17 protein-coding genes are annotated in these 20,114 nt (G+C 68.0%); 11 read left to right on the top strand and 6 right to left on the bottom strand.

The features are described from left to right. Nucleotides 1-49: 49 nt before the first annotated feature. Both AC1IQ6_RS18710 and AC1IQ6_RS18705 read right to left on the bottom strand, forming a co-directional pair. Entirely contained in the window at nucleotides 50-538 is a 489-nt protein-coding gene (locus AC1IQ6_RS18710) for a MarR family winged helix-turn-helix transcriptional regulator (RefSeq protein ID WP_479730197.1), read from the bottom strand. A 31-nt stretch (nucleotides 539-569) separates the two neighbouring features. After that, nucleotides 570-1,466, bottom strand: coding sequence for a DMT family transporter (locus AC1IQ6_RS18705; RefSeq protein ID WP_485865150.1), 897 nt, complete (start codon nucleotides 1,464-1,466; stop codon nucleotides 570-572). Between the two features lie 97 nt (nucleotides 1,467-1,563). On the opposite strand from AC1IQ6_RS18705, the gene AC1IQ6_RS18700 reads away from it, so the two are divergent. The 10 genes from AC1IQ6_RS18700 to AC1IQ6_RS18655 all read left to right on the top strand — a co-directional run bounded on the left by AC1IQ6_RS18700 (nucleotide 1,564) and on the right by AC1IQ6_RS18655 (nucleotide 10,742). Further along, on the top strand, nucleotides 1,564-2,529 hold the full coding sequence (locus tag AC1IQ6_RS18700; protein ID WP_102771774.1) for a DMT family transporter: 966 nt from the start codon (nucleotides 1,564-1,566) through the stop codon (nucleotides 2,527-2,529). 51 nt (nucleotides 2,530-2,580) lie between these two features. Beyond that, a complete protein-coding gene (locus tag AC1IQ6_RS18695) occupies nucleotides 2,581-3,570 on the top strand; it encodes a quinone oxidoreductase family protein (protein ID WP_102771773.1) in 990 nt (329 codons plus the stop codon). Nucleotides 3,571-3,757: 187 nt separating this feature from the next. After that, nucleotides 3,758-5,263 carry a phenylacetaldehyde dehydrogenase StyD gene (gene styD, locus AC1IQ6_RS18690; protein ID WP_111827220.1) on the top strand — a complete coding sequence of 502 codons (1,506 nt, stop codon included), beginning with the start codon at nucleotides 3,758-3,760 and terminating at the stop codon, nucleotides 5,261-5,263. Between the two features lie 67 nt (nucleotides 5,264-5,330). Further along, on the top strand, nucleotides 5,331-6,212 hold the full coding sequence (locus AC1IQ6_RS18685) for a transporter (RefSeq protein WP_485865149.1): 882 nt from the start codon (nucleotides 5,331-5,333) through the stop codon (nucleotides 6,210-6,212). 70 nt (nucleotides 6,213-6,282) lie between these two features. Further along, the gene (locus AC1IQ6_RS18680) at nucleotides 6,283-7,473 is read left to right on the top strand and encodes an amine dehydrogenase large subunit (RefSeq protein WP_485865148.1); all 1,191 of its coding nucleotides are present in this window, start codon (nucleotides 6,283-6,285) and stop codon (nucleotides 7,471-7,473) included. Beyond that, nucleotides 7,470-8,027 (top strand): MauE/DoxX family redox-associated membrane protein, encoded by a 558-nt coding sequence (locus AC1IQ6_RS18675; protein ID WP_102771769.1) that lies wholly within the window; start codon nucleotides 7,470-7,472, stop codon nucleotides 8,025-8,027. Before AC1IQ6_RS18680 ends, AC1IQ6_RS18675 begins: the two co-directional genes overlap by 4 nt. Before the next feature lie 11 nt (nucleotides 8,028-8,038). Continuing rightward, the gene (gene mauD / locus AC1IQ6_RS18670; protein ID WP_102771768.1) at nucleotides 8,039-8,677 is read left to right on the top strand and encodes a methylamine dehydrogenase accessory protein MauD; all 639 of its coding nucleotides are present in this window, start codon (nucleotides 8,039-8,041) and stop codon (nucleotides 8,675-8,677) included. Beyond that, complete coding sequence (locus AC1IQ6_RS18665; RefSeq protein ID WP_111827223.1) at nucleotides 8,661-9,182, top strand: methylamine dehydrogenase light chain; 522 nt, start codon at nucleotides 8,661-8,663, stop codon at nucleotides 9,180-9,182. The genes mauD and AC1IQ6_RS18665 overlap by 17 nt, the downstream gene beginning before the upstream one ends. Further along, complete coding sequence (locus tag AC1IQ6_RS18660; protein ID WP_485865147.1) at nucleotides 9,179-9,706, top strand: c-type cytochrome; 528 nt, start codon at nucleotides 9,179-9,181, stop codon at nucleotides 9,704-9,706. Before AC1IQ6_RS18665 ends, AC1IQ6_RS18660 begins: the two co-directional genes overlap by 4 nt. An 82-nt stretch (nucleotides 9,707-9,788) precedes the next feature. After that, nucleotides 9,789-10,742, top strand: a complete 954-nt coding sequence (locus tag AC1IQ6_RS18655; RefSeq protein ID WP_102771765.1) for an AraC-like ligand-binding domain-containing protein — start codon at nucleotides 9,789-9,791, stop codon at nucleotides 10,740-10,742. A gap of 12 nt (nucleotides 10,743-10,754) precedes the next feature. On the opposite strand, the gene AC1IQ6_RS18650 is transcribed toward AC1IQ6_RS18655, so the two are convergent. Both AC1IQ6_RS18650 and glnE read right to left on the bottom strand, forming a co-directional pair. Beyond that, on the bottom strand, nucleotides 10,755-11,429 hold the full coding sequence (locus tag AC1IQ6_RS18650; RefSeq protein WP_102771764.1) for an epoxyqueuosine reductase QueH: 675 nt from the start codon (nucleotides 11,427-11,429) through the stop codon (nucleotides 10,755-10,757). Between the two features lie 72 nt (nucleotides 11,430-11,501). Beyond that, the gene (glnE, locus tag AC1IQ6_RS18645) at nucleotides 11,502-14,282 is read right to left on the bottom strand and encodes a bifunctional [glutamate--ammonia ligase]-adenylyl-L-tyrosine phosphorylase/[glutamate--ammonia-ligase] adenylyltransferase (RefSeq protein ID WP_485865146.1); all 2,781 of its coding nucleotides are present in this window, start codon (nucleotides 14,280-14,282) and stop codon (nucleotides 11,502-11,504) included. Between the two features lie 174 nt (nucleotides 14,283-14,456). On the opposite strand from glnE, the gene AC1IQ6_RS18640 reads away from it, so the two are divergent. Then, on the top strand, nucleotides 14,457-18,113 hold the full coding sequence (locus AC1IQ6_RS18640; protein ID WP_485866586.1) for a YhdP family protein: 3,657 nt from the start codon (nucleotides 14,457-14,459) through the stop codon (nucleotides 18,111-18,113). A gap of 179 nt (nucleotides 18,114-18,292) precedes the next feature. On the opposite strand, the gene rho is transcribed toward AC1IQ6_RS18640, so the two are convergent. Further along, on the bottom strand, nucleotides 18,293-19,552 hold the full coding sequence (gene rho, locus AC1IQ6_RS18635; RefSeq protein ID WP_043541410.1) for a transcription termination factor Rho: 1,260 nt from the start codon (nucleotides 19,550-19,552) through the stop codon (nucleotides 18,293-18,295). A gap of 117 nt (nucleotides 19,553-19,669) precedes the next feature. Next, nucleotides 19,670-19,996, bottom strand: a complete 327-nt coding sequence (trxA, locus tag AC1IQ6_RS18630) for a thioredoxin TrxA (protein WP_129240598.1) — start codon at nucleotides 19,994-19,996, stop codon at nucleotides 19,670-19,672. Between the last annotated feature and the right edge of the window lie 118 nt (nucleotides 19,997-20,114).

The raw sequence follows: 20,114 nt of genomic DNA, 5'->3' as shown, positions 1-20,114 counted from the left end.
CCAAAAAAGGCCCCTGCGATGCAGGGGGGGCGTGCCTGCCCCGGCGGTCTCAGGCCGAGCCGTTGGCCAGCATGCGGCGCAGGTAATGCATGAGCTGGGAGACTTCGTCGGCCGAAAATCCGCGCAGGTGATGGTTGAGCGAGCGGGCGATGTTGGCCGGGATCTCGCGCGCCTTGGCCTCTCCCAGTTCGGTGAGTTCGATCTTGACCACGCGGCGGTCTTCCTGGCTGCGCGTGCGCCGCAGCAGGCCCTTGGCCTCGAGGCGGTCCAGCGCGCGGGTCATGGCGCCGGTGTCCATGCCGTTGAGCCGGGCCAGCTCAGCCGGCGTGTCGGCGCGGCCCAGGTACACCAGCGCGATGGGGCGCCATTGCATGGCGGTGAGATCCAGCGGCGCCATTTCCTGGTCCAGCATGCGGTTCAGGGAATGGTGGACCTGCTTGATCAGGAAGCCGGCGTTTTCCTCCATCATGCAGCGGGTATCGCTGCGGTAGTGGACGGGGGTATCGGGCGTGGAAGAAGGAGGCGGCGCGGCATTCATGCGCCGAATTTTACTGCCTAGTCAGTTATTGTCAAGGTTGTGCCTTCATGGCAGCCTCTGCCTGCGCGCCTGCCGGGGCCTGCTTGCGCAGGCCCGACCAGACGATGGCCGCCACGATCAGCGCGGCCCCGGCCATCATGCGCGGCGTGGGCTGCTGGCTGAACAGCGCCCAGGCGAAGGCGATGGCGTAGACCGGCTCCAGCGCGATGACCAGCCCGGCGCTGCGGGCGTTGAGCCGCGTCAGGCTGGAGACGAACAGGTAGTGCGACAGCCCGGTGCAGAAGACGCCCAGCAGCGCCAGCCAGAACAGGTCCAGGGCCGGCAGCGCGGGCAGCTGGCCGGCGGCGAACGGCAGCAGCACCAGCGCCACGACCAGGTTCTGCCAGCAGGCCACCTGCATCGGGTCCATGCCCGAGGCCGAGCGGCGGTTGCTCAGCGCCAGCAGCGCGAAGCTCAGGCCCGACAGCAGGCCCCAGGCCAGGCCGATGGTGCCCTGGTCGGCCAGGTCGAACGAGGGCGTGACCAGCACCAGGCCGGCGGTCACCAGGCCCAGCAGCAGCCATTCGGCCAGCCGGATGCGTTCGCGAAACAGCAGGCCTTCGAACAGCGTGATGAAGGCCGGAAAACTGGCGAAGCCCAGCGTCGCGATGGCGATGCCGCCGACCTTGACCGAAATGAAGAACGTGACCCAGTGCACCGCCAGCAGCACGCCCGCCACCACCAGCACGAACAGCTGCGCCGGGGTCAGCGCGCCCAGCAGGGGTTTGCGCCGCATGCGGGCGAAACCGCCCAGCGCGAGCACCGCGAACACGGCGCGTCCCAGCGTGATGACGGCGGCGCTGGCCTGGATCAGTTCGCCGAAGACGCCGGTCAGGCCGAAGAGCACGGCGGCGATGTGGATGTAGGTCAGGGCGCGGTGTCTGGTCATGCGAGGCAGGTTGGAATGCATGGAAGCGGGGCGCCGGCACGAGAAAAGTATGGCGCCGAACGTGCATTTATTTTTGCACTGAACATAAAATCATCGCATGAATCGCCTTGCCGAGTTTTCGCCGTTTTCCCGTCCCTCCAGCCGCGCGGCCGGATTCATCATGGCAACCCTGGGCGCGGTGCTGTTTTCGGCCAAGGCCATCGTCGTCAAATTCACCTATCGCTACGGCATCGACGCGGTCACGCTCATCGCGTTTCGCATGCTGTTCGCCATGCCGTTCTTCGCGGCCGTGGCCTGGGCCCAGTCGCGCCGCGCCGCGCGCGGCGAGATCGTGCGCCTGACGCCCAAAGAGCGCCTGCAGGTCTGCGTGCTGGGGCTGCTGGGTTATTACCTGTCGAGCTTCCTGGACTTCCTGGGGCTGCGCTACGTCACGGCCAGCCTGGAGCGGTTGATCCTGTTTCTCTCGCCCTCGCTGGTGGTGCTGCTGTCGGCCTTCTGGTTCAAGCGCCCGATCGAGCGCCGCCAGTGGATGGCCATGGTGCTGTCCTACGCCGGCGTGGTGCTGGTGTTCGCGCACGACCTGTCCTTCGGCGGAAGCGAGGTCTTCCTGGGGTCTTTATTCGTTTTCGGGTCGGCCGCAAGCTATTCTGTGTACCTGATCTGTTCGGGGGAACTGGTCAAGCGGATCGGCGCGACGCGGCTGGTGGCCTATGCCATGACGGTCTCGTGCGTGGCCTGCATCGTTCAGTTCTTCGCCGTGCATCCGCCGTCCATGCTGATCCAGCCGGCGGGGGTCTACGGCTATTCCGTGATCCACGCCACGCTCAACACCGTGGTGCCGGTGTTCATGCTGATGTGGGCGGTGGCGCTGATCGGCGCGCCCACCGCCTCGCTGCTGGGCATGGTGGGGCCGGTGTCGGTGCTGTTCCTGGCCTCATGGTTCCTGCACGAGCCGATCACGGTGTGGCAGATGGCAGGCACGGTCCTGGTGCTGGCCGGCGTGTTCGCCTTGATGGGGCGCGCGGCGCCCGCCAAGCGGGGCGAGGCGCGGCCAGAGCGTTGAATCCGGTTTTTGTCGCTTAGTTCGCATTATTTCCATTGAAAGGAGGCCCGCATGGCCAGCAATCTCGTCAAGGCAATTCGTATCGAGCAGCACGGTGGTCCCGAAGTCCTGAAGCTGGCCGAGGTGGAGGTTCCGCCGCCCGCCGCCAACGAAGTCACCATCCGGCAGCACGCCGCCGGCCTGAACTTCATCGATATCTATTACCGCACGGGCTTGTATCCGCACCCGCTGCCCCACGGGCTGGGCTTCGAGGGCGCGGGCGAGGTGACCGCGGTGGGCGCCGACGTCAAGCACCTGAAGAAGGGCGACCGCGTCGCCTATGGCCAAAGCCCCATCGGCGCCTACGCCGAGGCGCGCAACGTGCCCGCCGCCCAGGTCGTCAAGGTGCCCAAGGGCATCGGTTTCGACGAGGCCGCCGCGCTGATGCTCAAGGGCCTGACCGTGCAGTACCTGTTCCGCCAGACCTACCGCCTGCAGGGCGGCGAAACCATTCTGTTCCACGCCGCCGCCGGCGGGGTGGGCCTGATCGCCTGCCAATGGGCCCGCGCGCTGGGCGTGAAGCTGATCGGCACGGTCTCCAGCCCCGAGAAGGCCGAACTGGCCCGCGCCAACGGCGCCTGGGAAACCATCGACTACTCGCGCGAAAACGTGGTCGAGCGCGTGCTGGAACTGACCGGCGGCAAGAAGGTGCCGGTGGTCTATGACGGCGTGGGCAAGGACACCTGGGAAACCTCGCTGGACTGCATCGAGCCGCGCGGCCTGATGGTCAGCTTCGGCAACGCCTCCGGCCCGGTGTCGGGCGTCAACCTGGCGACGCTGAACCAGAAGGGCAGCCTGTACGTGACCCGGCCCTCGCTGGGCATCCACGTCAACACGCTGGCCAAGCTGCAGGCCGCTTCCGAAGAACTGTTCGACCTGGTCCTGAAGAAGAAGATCAAGGTCCGCATCGACCAGCGCTACACGCTGGAACAGGCGGGTGAAGCGCAGACGGCGCTGGCCGGGCGCAAGACCACGGGCGCGACGGTGCTGATGCTGGATTGAGGCGGGGATGACGGCGCGCGGCCCCGGGCAGGGGCCGCGCGGGACCGGCAGGGGCGCGACTCCGCGTTCCTGCCGGTTTTTTTTCGCGCCGGCCGTGCGCAGAATGACAAATCGCCATGCACGGCCCGACAAGCCAGCCGCAGACACCGTTGCTATTCTGGCTCCGACCTGTTCGCTGGAGTTCCGAATGCCTGCTGCAAGCGTTTCCTCTGCCGTTCCCGCCGATCGCCCGGAACTGGGCGCCATCAGAGAGTCCATGCTGATCGACGGCGAGCCCGTGCGCGAAGGGCAGGGCCAGCCCATCGCCGTGCACGATCCCGCCACTGGCCAGGTGATCGCGCACCAGCCGGACGCCGGTCCCGCCCAGATCGACCAGGCGGTGCAGGCCGCCAGGCGCGCATTCGACGCCGGGCCCTGGCGCGATATGCTGCCCGCCGGCCGCGAACGCCTGCTGCTGAAGCTGGCGGACCTCGTCGAGCAGCATGGCGACGAGCTGGCCCGCCTGGAAACGCTCAACAATGGCAAGTTGCTGGGCGTGGCGCAGGCGCTGGAAGTCGGGTCCGGCGCGCAGTGGCTGCGCTACATGGCGGGCTGGGCCACCAAGATCACCGGCGATACGCTGTCGCTGTCCATTCCGTTTCCGCCGGGCGTCCGGTACAGCGCCCAGACCTTGCCGCAGCCCGTGGGCGTGGTCGGCGCGATCATTCCCTGGAATTTCCCGCTGCTGATGGCGATCTGGAAGATCGCGCCGGCGTTGGCGGCCGGCTGCACCGTGGTGCTCAAGCCCGCCGAGGAAACCCCGCTGACCGCGCTGCGTCTGGCCGAACTGGTGCTGGAAGCGGGTTTCCCGCCCGGCGTGGTCAATGTCGTGACGGGCCGCGGTGAAACGGCGGGCGCGGCGCTGGTCGCCCATCCCGGCGTCGACAAGATCGCGTTCACCGGCTCCACCGAGGTGGGCAAGCTGATCGGCCGCGCCGCGATGGACGACATGAAGCGGGTGTCGCTGGAGCTGGGCGGCAAGTCCCCGGTGATCGTGCTGGACGATTGCGACGTCGACCGCGCCGTGCAGGGCGCCGCCGCCGCCATTTTCTTCAACCAGGGCCAGGTGTGCACGGCCGGCTCGCGGCTCTACGTGCAGAAGGGCTTGTACGCCAAGGTCGTGCAGGGGCTGGCCGACCTGGCCGCCGGTATGAAGCTGGGCTCGGGCTTCGATCCGGCCACGCAGATCGGTCCGCTGGTTTCGGCGCGCCACCAGCGGCGCGTCATGGACTACATCGGTCTCGGGCGCGCCGAAGGCGGCCAGGTGCTGGCGGGGGGCGCGGCCGGCGAGGGCCAAGGCTATTTCGTGCAGCCCACCGTCTTTGCCGGCCTGCGATCCGACGCAAGAATCGCGCGCGAAGAGATTTTCGGGCCCGTGGTCGTGGCGCAGCCCTTCGACAGCCTGGACGACGCCGTGCGGCTGGCCAACGACAGCGCCTTCGGCCTGGGCGCGAGCCTGTGGAGCAATGACCTCGGCCGCGTCCAAAGCCTGATCCCGCGCATCGACGCCGGCACCATCTGGGTGAACACCCACAACATGCTGGACCCGAACATGCCTTTCGGCGGGTTCAAGCAATCCGGCATTGGCCGCGAGCACGGCCGCGCCGTGCTGGATCTGTACCTGGAGAAGAAGTCGGTCTGCATGGCGTACTAACAACGGCGGCGCGGCCCAAACCGGGAGATACCGGTGGCCGCGCCGTCACGGAACCAAGGGGAAATACATGGCAGGCAGCAGGCTTTGCCGGACCCGCGCGCGCGCCGCGCTGCTGTTGGCCTGCGCGGGGGCGTCGCAGGCGGCATGGGCTGGAGATCCCAGCGCGCGCGATTGGATACCCGCGCCGGTGGGCACCAATCTCGTCGCAGGCTATCTGGCGGGGCTGCGCTCGTCCGGGCTGTACGCCGAAGGCAAGCGGGTGGGAGGCGCCTCGGTGGACGTTAACGCGCTGGTGTATCGCCAGATGCATTACCGGGAGTTTTACGGCAAGACGGTGCAGCTCGAATTCATCGTGCCGATGTACCGCACGTCGATGGAGCTGCCGGGCGCGCCGGGCGACCACCAGACAGGCATAGGCGACCTGACGCTGGGGTCGGCGATCTGGTTCTACAACAATGAGCAGACCAGAACCTGGTTCGCCTGGGAGCCGTTCATCGTTGCGCCGGTGGGCCGCTACGACGGCTCGCGGCCCGATGTCTCGCCCGGGAAGAACCGCTGGTCGACCATCCAGGATTTTTCCTTCGTGAAGGGGGTAGGCGAATCCACCTACCTCGAAGCCATCGCGGAAGTGGAGATCTATGGCCGCAACACCGACTGGTATGGGCAGACGCTGAAGAAAGATCCTTCGTTCCGCTTTTTCGCCCTGGCGTCGACTAACCTGACGCCCGACACCTATACCGGGGTGCGCTATCGCTACGAAACCGGCGGGCGGGAGACCTCCTCGGGCGAAACCGTGGCCACCAGCGCCCGCAACCACCAGTTGGCCGTCGAGCTCACGCACCAGATCAACGACGCCAACCAGATTCAGATGCAGTACATCCACGACCTGAAGGTCGAGAACGGGCCGCGCATGCGCGGTGTGCAGCTGCGCTATGTCTACGCGTTTTAAGGCCTGTGCGTGGCTGCTTTCAGCGTCGGCAGGCCCAGGGAGATCCGATCATGAGACGAGGAGAATATCGATGAATGCGCTACGCGCCAGATCATGCGCATCGCGGGCGGGACAGTGGGCGCTGTGCGCCGCCCTGGCCGCCGCGGCCGGGCTCGCCCGGGCGGACCTGCCGGTGGAGGAGCTCAAGGGCGGCGCCCGCCTGCCGCCTGCCACGCCTCACCGGCTGTATGTGATGGATGCCGTCTTCAATCACCTGGTGGACAGCCGGATCAACATCTACGACGGCGACACCCGCAAATTCCTGGGGCTGGTGCCCACCTCGTTCAACGGTCACATGACCGTGTCCGCGGACGGCAAGGACATCTACGTGATGACGACCTACTACGAACGGCTCAACCGCGGCAAGCGGACCGACCTGATCGAAGCCTGGGACGCCGAGACGCTGACGCCCAGGTTCGAGGTGCCCATCCCGCAGAAGCGCGCGCAGGCGCTGAACTACCGCAACTACCTGCGCCAGAGCACCGACGGCGGGCTGCTGTTCGTGCAGAACGCCACGCCGGCGTCCTCGGTCACGGTGGTGGATTTGAAGACGCGCCAGTTCACCGACGAAATCACGGCCGCCGCGGGATGCTGGAGCATCATCGTCCTGCCGTCCCGCCCGCGCAGCTTCGCCAGCATCTGCGGCGACGGCGCGCTGCTGACCGTCGACCTGGACGCGGCCGGCAAGCCGGCGGGCCAGCAGCGCAGCCAGCCGATGTTCGATCCGGAAAAGGACCCGGTCTTCACGCATACCGAGAACCTCGGCAACACGTTCTATTTCGTCTCCTACAACGGCAACGTGTACAGCGCGGATTTCAGCGGCCAGGACGCCGTCTTCGGCAAACCGTGGTCCCTGCTGGACGCGTCGGGCAAGGACCAGGGCTGGCGACCCGGCGGCTACAACCTGCTGGCCGTGAACCAGGCAAGCAAGCGGCTCTACGTCGGCATGCATCCGAACGGCGCCGAAGGCTCGCACAAGACGCCCGCCTCCGAGATCTGGGTCTACGACCTGTCCACGCACAAGCGGGTGGCGCGGGTGCCGGGCAGGAATGCACTGTCCATGTCGGTATCGCAGGACGAGGCGCCGCGCCTCTACACGCTGGACGGCGGCAACGTGAACGTCTACGACGCAGCGCCGTCCGCGCCCGTTCTCAAGGGAACGATCGAGGGCGCGGGCGAGACTGCGCTGCAGGTCGAGCCGCAACCCTGGAGGGCGCCATGAACGATCCCGTACTGCTCTATGCCGCGAGCGCGGCGCTGGCCTGCGTGCTGCTTCTGGGCGCGCTGGAAAAACTGCGGGACATGGCGCGCTTCTCCGCGGCGGTGTCGGCCTACCGAATCCTGCCCGAAAGCTGGAGCGGTGCGTTCGCATGGGCCTATGCGCTGGCCGAGGCCGTGGCCGGCGTCCTGTTGCTGGCGCCGCCGCGCCAGGCGGCGGGGGCGCAACTGGCGCTGCTGGTGCTGGCGACGGCCACCGCGGCGCTGGCGTTCAACTTGCTGCGCGGCCATCGCGACATCGATTGCGGCTGCGGCGGTCCGGCCAGCGGCACGGGACGGGGCGGGCAGGGCGGCGCGGGGCTGTCCTGGTGGCTGGTCCTGCGCAACGCGGTCCTGGCGTCGTGGACGGCGCCCGCGCTCCACGCCGCGGCGGGTGGCTCTCGCGGCCTGCAATGGGTGGACGCCGCCGCCGTCTTCGGCCTCGCGATCTCCGCGGTGGCCCTTTACTACACCGCCAATCACCTCTTGGCCTCGCATCTCAAGCTGCGGAACCTTTGAAGGAGTTTCACATGGATGCCTTGATCATTTCCAATTTCCTGCTGTGGGGCGTGGTGCTTTGCCTGGTGCTGGTCATCCTGGCCCTGTCGCGGCAGATCGGCGTGCTGTACGAACGCGTGGCGCCGATGGGCGCGCTCACGATGGACAAGGGCCCCGGCGTCGGCGAACCGGCGCCGCGCTTCGAACTTGCCGACCTGCTGGGCCGGCGCATCGTCGTGGGCGAACGCGGGCAGCACAGCCAACTGCTGTTCTTTCTGTCGCCGACCTGCCCGGTGTGCAAGAAGCTGCTGCCGATCCTGAAATCGGTGGCCGCCACCGAAAGCGCCTGGCTGCGCATCGTGCTGGCCAGCGACGGCGAAATGCCCGAGCATCTGGCGTTCTACAAGCAGGCGGGACTGGAGCGTTTTCCGTACCTGCTGTCGACCGAACTGGGCATGAAGTTCCAGATCAGTAAGCTGCCCTACGCCGTGCTGATCGACGAAACCGGAACGCTGCGAGCGAAGGGCCTGATCAATTCCCGCGAACAGCTCGAAAGCCTGTTCACGGCCAAGGAACTGGGCGTGGCGTCGGTGCAGGAGTTCCTGGCCGCCGGCGCGCTGGAAGAAACCCGGATTTCCCGCAAGGAGAGCGGCAATGCACTGGCTGGATAAACTCGGAGAGCGCGCCACGCGCTCGGTCGCGCACGCCACGTCCCGGCGCAGCGTGCTCAACCGCATCGGCAAGGCGCTGGTGGGAACGGCTTTCCTGATGCCGGTGCTGCCCGTGGCGCGCTCGGCGCCGGCGGACCCCAAGAAGCCGCAGATGGACGACACCGCCTGCGACTACTGGCGCTATTGCGCGGTGGACGGCTTTCTGTGTTCCTGCTGCGGCGGCAGCATGACCTCGTGCCCGCCGGGCACTTCGCCTTCAGCCGTGTCGTGGGTGGGAACCTGCCACAATCCGCTGGACGGCAAGGACTACCTCATCAGCTACAACGACTGCTGCGGCAAGGCGGCTTGCGGGAAGTGCATGTGCGCTTCCGCCGAGCGCGAGCGCCCCGGCTACCAGATGTTCCTGCACAACGACGTGAACTGGTGCATGTCCAACGAATCGTCCATCTTCCACTGCACCACCTCCGTGATCGTGGGACTGGCCAAGACGAAGCCGAAGCCATGAGCCGGGGGCTGGAGCGGCGGGGGGCGGGATGGCGGCGGCATTGCGTCGCCGCCGTCCTGTTGTGCGCGGCGCGGGCCGTGGTCGCGCAAGGCGTCGCTCCCGACGGTTCCGCGGCGGCGCAGTTGCGCCAGGACGCGCGGGCCGATTACGTCCTGCAGTGCGCGGGCTGCCATCGCGTGGACGGCCGCGGCAGCAGCCGCCACGGCATTCCCGATTTCCGGGGTTCCGTCGGCGCTTTCGTGCACTTGCCGGCGGGCCGCGAATACCTGATCCGGGTGCCGGGCGCCGCGCAATCCCAGTTGAGCGACGCCGAACTCGCGGCGGTGCTGAACTGGCTGCTGGAAAGTTTCAGCGCCGCGCAACTGCCCGCGGATTTCCGTCCCTACACCGAACAGGAAGTGGCGGCGGCGCGGCGGCGCCGCTACGAGGACGTGGTGCCGGTGCGCCACGGGCTGGCGCAGGCCTTGTCGAAGCAGGGTTTCGACCTGGCCGAATATTCCTACGGGAGCGACAGAAAACCCTAGCGGGGCGGCTGTCTTAGGGGTTGTTACCGATGTTCCCGTCCCGCCGCCCGATGCTAGAAAGAGGCAGCATTCCGGAGTCGCCATGTCCCAATCCCTTTTGCGCAGCGCGCCCAGGCACTTCCTGGATTGCGCCAGCTGGCAGGAAAGTGTCAGCGATACCTTTGTTCCCCTGGAAGTATCCGCCGTGTTCCCAGCGCGTTTCCGCAACAGCGTGGCGGTGGACTCACTGGGCTGGATGCAGGTCAGCGAGCTGCGCAGCAGCGCGCAGCGCGTGCGCCGCAGCAAGCTGCTGGCCGACCAGTCGGTCGCGGCCGGCTACAAAGTGACGCTGCAATTGTCCGGCCGCAGCGAAATCCACCAAGCCCGGCGCAGCGCCTTGCTGACCCCGGGCGAATGGGGCATCTACGACACCACCCGCCCATACGAGATCGAGGTGGACGACGGCGCGCATTTCCTGGTGATGCAAGTGCCCGGCAAGCATGTCGAGGCCTGGGAGCCTTTCATGCGCAATGCCGTGGCGCGCCGCTTCAGCGCCCGCCAGGGCTGCGGCCGGATGGCCATGGACCTGCTGCGGGTGGCGTTGAACGAGCACGCCAACCTGTCGGAGAGCGCGTCGCGCGACGCCGCCAATGCGATCTTGCAGATGATGGGCCTGAACATCAGCGAACAGGCCGGCGCGCTGGCCGAGCAGGACCAGGTCGAACTGCGCCAGGCGCAACTGCGCCGCGTGCAGCAGCACATACTCGAAAACCTGCATGATCCGGCCTTGTCTCCGGCCAGCGCGGCGGCGGCCTTCCGGGTGTCGCGGCGGTATCTGTACAAGCTCTTCGCGCAAGCGTCCACCACGCCCGCCGATTTCATCCTCAGCGCGCGGCTGGAGCGCTGCCGCGACACGCTTTGCGACGCAGCGCAGTCCGCCCGGCCGATCGGGGACATCGCCTATCGCTATGGGTTTTCGGACGCCGCGCGCTTCAGCCACGCGTTTCGCAAACGCTACGGCGTGTCGCCGTCGGAATACCGGCGCCAGGAACGCTAGCGCCGCGGCCGCTCAGAGCGACTCTTCGTTGATCAGCTCTTCCTTGCCGTAGAACTTCACGCCGATGTGGATGCGGTCGCGGCCTTGCGAGCGGCGGTGGCGGTTGGTGTCGCGCAGCGAATAGACGCAGCCGCAGTATTCCTGCTGGTAGAAGTTCTCGCGCTTGCTGATTTCGATCATGCGCGACGAGCCGCCGCCCTTGCGCCAGTTGTAGGTCCAGTAGATCAGGTCGTCGTAGCGGGCCGCGGCGCGTTCGCCGCAGCCGTTGATCTGGTTCATGTCCTTCCAGCGCGAGATGCCCAGCGAGCTGGTGATGGTGTCGAAACCGTGCTCGTGCGCGTACAGCGCGGTGCGCTCGAAGCGCATGTCGAAACAGACCGTGCAGCGTTCGCCGCGCTCGGGCGCGTCTTCCAGGCCCTTGACCCGTTCGAACCAGTTGTCCATGTCGTAGTCGGCGTCGATGAATTCGATGCCGTGCTGTTCGGCGAAGCGGATGTTCTCCTGCTTGCGGATTTCGTACTCTTTGACCGGATGGATGTTCGGGTTGTAGAAGTAGATCGCGTAATCGATGCCCGAGGCGGTCATGGCCTCCATGACTTCGCCGGAGCAGGGCGCGCAGCACGAGTGCAGCAGCACCTTGCGGCGGCCGGCGGGCAGATCGAGTTTGGGGCGCACGAGGTCGGACATGGCTGGCAAACGGAAAAATGCGGAAAAGTCCTTATTTTACGACGAGTTGCCGCCAGCCGCGCCCGCACGGGTTCATCCGAGCACGGCCGCCCACAGTTCGCGCACGGCGGCGCGTTCTTCCTGCAGCTGCTCGGGCGGCACGCGGGCCTTTTCCACGCCCTGCAGCCGCAGCTGATGCTGGACGCGGCGCAGGGTGCGATAGGCGTCGCCGGCGCGGGCGGCCAGCGCCGGCTCGATCAGGCCGGCCTCGCCGGCCAGGCGCAGCAGCGCGATATTGCCCAGGTTGCGCACCAGCTGCGGATGCGTGCCTGAGTGGCACAGCACCAGGTACTGGGTGACGAATTCCACGTCGACCATGCCGCCGCGGTCATGCTTGAGGTCGAACAGCGGGCCGGTGTTGGGATGGCCGGCGTTGATCTTCTCGCGCATCGCCAGCACTTCGTCGCGTAGCGCCGCGGCGTCGCGCGGCATCACCAGGATGTCCTCGCGGATGCGTTCGAAGCGCTCGCCGATGCCGGTGTCGCCGGCGGCATGCCGCGCGCGGGTCAGCGCCTGGTGCTCCCAGGCCCAGGCGTGCTTGTGCTGGTACTGCTCGAAGGCCTCGACCGATACGGCCAGCAGGCCGGCGTCGCCGTCCGGGCGCAGGCGCAGGTCGACCTCGTACAGCCGGCCCGAGGACGTCATGGTCGAGAGCCAGGAGGTCATGCGCCGGCCCAGCTTGGCGTAGACCTCGGCGGCGTCCTCGCGCGTGTCGTCGAACAGGAACACCAGGTCCAGGTCGGAGGCGTAGCCCAGCTCCTTGCCGCCCAGCTTGCCGTAGGCGATGACGGCGAAGCGCGGTTCGGCCCCCGGCACCCGGTTCACCAGCGGCCAGGCGCGGCGGATGGTTTCATTGAGCAGCACGTCGGCCAGCGCGGACAGCTGGTCGGCCAGCTTTTCCACGGTGAGCTCGCCCTCCAGGTCCTGCGCCAGCAGCTGGAAGCTGGCCTGGCGCTGCACGTCGCGCATGAGGTTCATCTGGCGTTCGATATCGGGCTCGCCGTCGGGCAGGCGGCAGGCGTCCAGGTCCGCGCCGAGCTGGCGCGCGATCTGGGCGAAGTCCAGCGGCTCGAACAGCGTGCGCCAGTCGATCAGGCTGTCGAGCAGCAGCGGATGCTGGGTCAGGTACTGGGCGGCCCAGGGGCTGGCGGCGACCATGCGGGCCACGCGGGCCAGGGTGTCGGGATACTCGGCCAGCAGGGCCAGGTAGGCGCTGCGCTGCGCGATTTTTTCGATCAGGTCGAACAGGCGCACCGTGGCCTCCAGCGGCGCAGGCGTCTGCAGCGCGGCGCGCAGCGCCGAGGGCAGCAGGATGTCCATGCGCTTGCGGCTGCTCTCGGGCAGGCTGCGGATGCGGTGGCTGTTGAGCAGGGTCTCGGTGCGGCGCAGCAGGTCCTGCGCGGAATCGCCGAAGGCCTGGCGGATCTGTTCGCCCAGCTCGCAATTGCCGTCCGGCGTTTCCAGGCAGCCGGCGGGTTCGGCGGCGCCGGGCGCGGGCGCCGGCTCCTCGGTCTCGCCCATGCCCATGATGCGGAACACATTGCGGAAGGTCTGCGAGACGAACTCGCGGTGCGCCGCCAGCGTGGTTTCGAAGTCCTGCGGGCTCATGCCCAGGGCGGCGGCCAGCTCGGCGCGCTGGGCGGGATCGCCGGGCAGCAGGTGGGTCTGCGCGTCTTCGCGGTATTGCAGGGCGTGCTCGGTGCGCCGCAGATAGCGGTAGGCCTGCTCCAGGCGCCGGACGTCGTCCTCGGGCATCAGGCCGGCCGCGCGTTCGGCCTCTAGCGCTTCGAGCAGGCCGCGCTTTTGCAGCGCCGGCATGCGGCCGCCGCGGATCAGCTGGGCCACCTGCACCACGAATTCGATCTCGCGGATGCCGCCGTCGCCCAGCTTGATGTTGTTGGCGCTGTCGATGCCGCTGCGCGCGTGGGCGCGGCGCTGCCAGTCCTGGCGGATGCGCTCGCGCAGCGCGCGCAGGGCGGCGAGGGCGTCGAAATCGAAATACTTGCGGTACACGAAGGGCACGCGCAGGCTTTCGAGCTGGCGCGCCTGCGCGGCGCTGTCACTGCCATCGAAGGCCTGGGCCGGAATCAGCCGCGCCTTGAGCCAGGCATAGCGCTCCCATTCGCGGCCCTGGCCGATCAGGTAGTGCTCCAGCGCGTCCAGGCTCCAGGCCAGCGGGCCGGAGTCGCCGTCGGGACGCAGCCGCAGGTCGGTGCGGAACACCTGCCCGTTGGCGTCGACCTCGGACAGCACCGGCATCATGCGCCGCGTCAGGCGGCCGTAGAACTCGTGGTGGCTGATGCGGCGCGGCCCGTCGGTTTCGCCTTCTTCGCCATACAGCATGATGAGGTCGATGTCGGAGGACACGTTCAGTTCGCAGCCGCCGAGCTTGCCCATGCCCATGATCAGCATTTCCTGCGGCTTGCCGGTGGCCGGGTCGCGCGGCACGCCATGCACGGCCGCGAGTTCGGCCGCCACGCTGCGGTAGGCGGCGGCCACCGCCAGGTCGGCCAGGGCGGTCATGGCGCCCACCACCTCTTCGAGCGGCGCCTGCCCGGCCAGGTCGCGCACGATCAGCACGTTGAAGACGCGTTCGCGCAGCTTGCGCAGCACCATGCGGCAGGATTCCACCGGCAGCGTGTCCGGCGCGTCCGGGCCGGCCAGCTCGGTTTGCCATGCTTTGATGCGGGCGGGCGTGAGCGGCTGCTGCACGGCCTCGGCAAGCCAGGCGGCCAGGTCGGGATGGGCATCGAGGCGGCGGCGCAGGTGGCCGGACCAGGCGAGGGCGGGGTCGAGCAAAACGGGCGTGGACATGGCGAAATTGGCGGCGAAATGGGCGCGTTTCAGGTATAAGTGGGGACGATACCGCAAGACCATTATCCTGCCCACCGATCCGTGTCAGCTTCGAAAAATTCCCCCACGCCGGACCCGCAATCGGGGCCTGCCGCCGGCCGCGCGTCCTGGTGGGGCGGCGCGGCGGCCAAGAAACTGCTGTGCGCCCTGTTCTGGGTGACGCTGGCCGTCTATGGCGTCGCCGCGCTGGGCGCGCTGGGCGTGCGCTACTGGGTGCTTCCCAGGATAGACCAATGGCGTCCGCAGATCGAGGCCTACGCCAGCCGGGCGCTGGGCTCGCGCGTGGAGATCGGCGCCATCGAAGCGGACTGGCAGGGGCTCAATCCGCGGCTGGACCTGAAGGCCGTGCAGGTCTACGACGACGAGCCGGACCCCGTGCTGGCCCTGCCGTCCGTCTCCGCCGTGCTGGGCTGGCGCAGCATTCTGGCCTTGTCGCCCAAGCTGGTGAGCCTGCAGGTCGAGCGGCCCGAAATCACGCTGCGCCGCGACGCCGACAATCATCTATGGGTGGCCGGCCAGGACATCGACCTCAACACCAGCGACCACCGTTCGGACCTGGATCATCCCGCGTTGCGCTGGCTGGCCGCGCAGCGCGAACTGCGCGTGCGCGGGGCCACGGTGCGCTGGATCGACGGGCTGCGCCAGGCGCCCGAACTGACGCTCGAAGGCGTGGACTTCCTGGCGCGCAACGGCAGCCTGTCGCACCGCTTCGTGCTGCGGGCCGCGGCCGGCGACGCGCTGGCGCGCAAGATCGAACTGCGCGGCGAGTTCAACCGCAGCCTGCTGGCGCTGGGCGGCGCCAATGCCGGCGGCTGGAGCGGGCAGCTCTATGCCCAGGTGGACGACGCCGAGCCGCTGGCCTGGGCGCCCTGGATCGAACCGCCGGAGATCGCGGGGCGCATCAGCGCGCGCGCCTGGCTGCAGCTGGAAAAAGGCAAGTTCACCGCGCTGACCGCGGACGCCGCGGTGCGCGGCCTGCGCTGGTCGGCCGCGGCCGACGGCCCCGGGTTCGCGGCGCACTACGCGCAGGCGCGCGTGCAGGGCCTGCCGGGCGACTTCGTACAGATCGAGGGCGTGCCGCTGGCGCGCAGCCCGGGCGCGGCCGCCGTGTCGGTCGACGGCCGCGCCGAGCAGCTGGCCGTGACCCTGCCCGGCGTGTTCGCCGAGCCCACGCTGAAGGCGCGCGACGTCGCGCTCCAGGCCAGCACCAAGGGGCCGGACGCCGAGCACTGGTTCGTCGACATCGCGCAGCTGCGGCTGGCCAATGACGACATCGACGCGCGTTTCCAGGGACAGTGGCAGCCCGAGGGCAAGACGGCGGCCGGCAGCGTGGACCTGCGCGGCACGATGGTGCGCGGCTCCATGCCGGCCATCCACCGCTACCTGCCGCTGGAGGTCAACGCGGACGCGCGCGAATGGCTGGCCACCGGCCTGCCGGCCGGCGAGATGCAGTCGGCCTCCATCACGCTCAAGGGCGACCTGGACGATTTTCCCTACGGCAGCCCCGGGGCCCAGGGCGAATTCGTCATCGCCGGCGCCTACACCGGCGCCAAGGTCGACTACGCGCCGGCGCGCGGCCACCGCAAGGGATGGCCGGTGCTGGAGAACCTGGCGGGCAACTTCCGCATCGACAAGGTCAGCCTGACGCTGGACAGCGCCGGCGGTGCGCTGGCCCACGTGGGGCCAGGCCAGACCGTGGCGCTGGGCGCGGTCTCCGCCACCATTCCCAACATGGAGGAGAACTCCGAACTGCTGCTGGACGGCGAGACCTCCGGCTCGGTGCCGGCCTATCTGGCGCTGGCGGCGAATTCGCCGCTGGGCGAACTGCTGGACGGCGCGCTGGAAGAGGCGCGCGGCAGCGGCGACTGGCGCGTGGGCCTCAAGCTCAAGGTGCCGCTGCTCAATACCGACGACACGCAGGTGCAGGGGCGCATCCAGTTCGCCGACAACAGCTTCACCTTCATGCCGGAAATGCCGCTGCTCAGCCAGATGCGCGGCGAGCTGGCGTTCTCGGAAAAAGGCGTGGAGACCAAGGAAGTGCGGGCCCAGTTCCTGGGCGGTCCGGCGCGGATTTCCGGCCGCCTGGCCAAGGGGTCGGACGCGCTGCGGTTCGAAGGCACGCTGGCCGGCTCGGCGCTGACCCAGCTGAGCAACACGCCGTCCATGTCGCGCTTTTCGGGCAAGGCGGCCTACAAGGGCAAGGTGGGCTATCAGCGCGGCGGGGCGGTGGATATTTCCGTGGAGTCCGACCTGGTCGGCATGGCGATCGACATGCCCGCGCCGGTGGGCAAGCCTGCCCAGAGCGCGCAGACGCTGAAGGTAGAGTGGTCGCCCGCGCAGGACCGCGGCGCCTCGAACCGGCGCTGGCTGACGGCCAGCCTGGGCGACGGCGTCAACGCGCTATTCGAGCGCGCGCCGTCCGAGGGCGAGCGTTCCTATTTCACGCGCGGCGCGCTGGGCATCGGCCGCCCGGCCAGCCTGCCGGAGCGGGGGCTGAGCCTGAACGCGACGCTGCCGGAACTGGACATGGACGCCTGGGAAGACGTGGCCGACGGGTTCAGCCCGGCCGCCGGCAAGAGCGCAGGCAAGAGCCGCGCCGCCTCGCGCCCGATGCTGCCGCAGCCCGAGCGCATCAGCCTGGCCGCCGGCAAGCTGCGCACCGGCGGTTTTACCCTCAACGACCTGACGCTGTATGCGACCCGCCCCGGCCCGGCGCAGTGGCGCGTGGACCTGCAATCGCGCCAGGCCGCCGGCACGCTGGAGTGGCGCGAGGCCTCCGGCGCCATCGCCGGGCAGATCACGGCGCGCCTGAAGCACCTAGCGCTGGGCGGCGAAGGCGATGACAACGACGCCGACGAGGCCCTGTCCTCGGGCAGCGACCTGTCGGACATCCCGGCGATCGACCTGCAGGCGCAGGAATTCCGGCTGTACGGCAAGAATCTGGGCGCGCTGCAGGTCCAGGGCGCCAATCTGGAGCGCGGCCGCCAATGGCGGCTGGACAAGCTCTCCATCACCAATCCGGCGGCCTCGCTGAACGCCACCGGCAACTGGCGGCTGCAGGGCGCGGATCGCGGGCTGACGGTGGACGCTTCGGTGAAGTACGAGGACGTGGGCAAGTTCCTCGACAGCATCGGCTTCGAGAAAGTGGTGTCGGGCGGGCAGGGCACCATGAAGGGCCAGGCCACCTGGCGCGACCTGCCCTGGACCCACAAGATCGAAAACCTGACCGGCGAGGTCGACGTCAGCCTGGACAAGGGCCGCTTCATGCACGTCAATTCGCGCACCGCGCGGCTGCTGGAGCTGTTGTCGCTGCAATCGCTGCAGCGGCTGGCGCGGCTGGACGTGAACCCGACCAACCTGCTGCGCGACGGCTTTCCCTTCGACACCATCCGCGGCCGGGTCAAGGTGGCCGAGGGCGTGGCGTCCACCGAAGGCTACAAGATCAACGGGCCGGTCGCCGCCATCGTGCTGGCCGGCGGCGTCAACATCATCCGCGAACGCTGGGACCTGAAGGCGGTGGTGATCCCCAACCTGGACGCCAGCGGCGCGGCCATGGTGACGGCGCTGGCGGTCAACCCGCTGATCGGCCTGGGGGCCTTCGTCACGCAATGGCTGCTCAAGCAGCCGCTGGCGCGCGCCATGACCATGGAATACGCCGTCACCGGCGACTGGGACGACCCCAAGATCGAGCCGATCGAAACGTCCGCCAAGCCGCTGGCGGACAAGCCGGCCAAGCCCGGCAAGCAGCCCGAGACGCCGGGCCTGCTGGAGGAATTCCTGGGCGGCAACTAGGCCGCCGCAATGGAAAGGGGCCCCCAAAGAAACGGGGGCCCCAAAAGAAACGGGGGCCCCAAAAGAAACGGGGCCCCAAAAGAAACGGGTGTCTCAAGACCCGGGCCGCACGGATCCGGCTCCGCCGGTCCGTAGCGGCGCCCCCCTGGGGGGGAAGCGCGCAGCGCTTCGGGGGGAGATTATTTCTTTTTCATCATGTCGAAGAATTCGGCGTTCGTCTTCGTGGCGCGCATCTTGTCCAGGATGAATTCCATGGACTGGACTTCGTCCATGTCGTGGATGAACTTGCGCAGCACCCAGACCTTCTGCAGCAGGTCCGGCGCGATCAGCAGTTCTTCGCGGCGGGTGCCCGACTTGTTCAGGTTGATCGAGGGGTAGACGCGCTTTTCGGCCAGGCGGCGTTCGAGGTGGACTTCGGAGTTGCCGGTGCCCTTGAACTCTTCATAGATGACTTCGTCCATGCGGCTGCCGGTTTCGATCAGCGCCGTGCCCAGGATGGTCAGCGAACCGCCTTCCTCGAGGTTGCGGGCCGCGCCGAAGAAGCGCTTGGGACGTTGCAGCGCGTTGGCGTCCACGCCGCCGGTCAGCACCTTGCCGGAGGCCGGCACCACGGTGTTGTAGGCGCGCGCCAGGCGGGTGATGGAGTCCAGCAGGATCACCACGTCCTTCTTCATTTCGACCAGGCGCTTGGCCTTTTCGATGACCATTTCGGCGACCTGCACGTGGCGCGTGGCCGGTTCGTCGAAGGTCGAGGCCACCACTTCGCCGCGCACGGTGCGCTGCATTTCGGTCACTTCCTCGGGGCGTTCGTCGACCAGCAGGACGATCATGACCGCGTCGGGGTAGTTGGTGGTGATGGCGTGCGCGATGTGCTGCATCATCACCGTCTTGCCGGACTTGGGGCTGGCGACGATCAGGCCGCGCTGGCCCATGCCGATGGGCGCGAAGACGTCGAGAATCCGGCCGGTGAGGTTTTCTTCGCTCTTGATGTCGCGTTCGAGGCGGATGACGCGGTTCGGGTGCAGCGGCGTCAGGTTCTCGAACATGATGCGATGCTTGATCGCCTCGGGCGCCACGCCGTTGACCTTGTCCACCTTCACCAGCGCGAAATAGCGCTCGCCGTCCTTGGGCGTGCGCACTTCGCCTTCGATCGAGTCGCCGGTGTGCAGGTTGAAGCGGCGGATCTGCGAAGGCGAGATGTAGATGTCGTCGGTGCTGGCCAGGTACGAGGTCTCGGGCGAGCGCAGGAAGCCGAAGCCGTCGGGCAGGACTTCCAGCACGCCGTCGCCGAAGATCTGCTCGCCCTGCTTGGCGCGCCGTTTCATGATGGCGAACATCAGTTCCTGCTTGCGCAGGCGGTTGGCGTTCTCGATTTCCAGGCCGGCGGCCATTTCCAGCAGCTGCGAGACATGCAGCGCCTTCAGTTCGTTGAGGTGCATCGCGGTGAGTGGTGGGGGAAAAGTAAAGAAGGGTTCTGGCGGCGCGCCACGGACGGGCTCGCGCGGTATTGAATGAGCGCCGCCACCGGGGCGGCGCCTTCGTTCACAGCACGCAGTTTACAACGCGCCGTCCAGGAATGCGGTGAGTTGCGACTTGGACAGCGCGCCGACCTTGGTGGCGGCGGCCTGGCCGTCCTTAAAGAGCATGAGGGTGGGAATGCCACGGATGCCGTACTTGGCGGCGGTGCCCTGGTTTTCGTCCACGTTCAGCTTGGCGACCGTCAGGCGGCCGGCGTATTCGGTGGCGACTTCTTCCAGGATGGGGGCGATCATCTTGCAGGGGCCGCACCAGGCAGCCCAGTAATCCACCAGCACAGGCTGGCCGGACTTCAACACATCGGCATCGAAGCTTGCGTCACTGACGTTCTTGATTTGGTCGCTCATGATGGTGATTCTCGGGTTCGGCAGCAAAGGGCGCGTAAAACAGGGTCCGGAAGGAAAAAGGGTCCGAAGAGATGCGCCTTGCGGTTGTTCTTGTTTGTGGCAATGGACTAAAGCATAC

This window comes from Achromobacter sp. MUI-25009338 (assembly GCF_057359325.1).
This window is presented reverse-complemented; position numbering and strand designations above follow the sequence as displayed.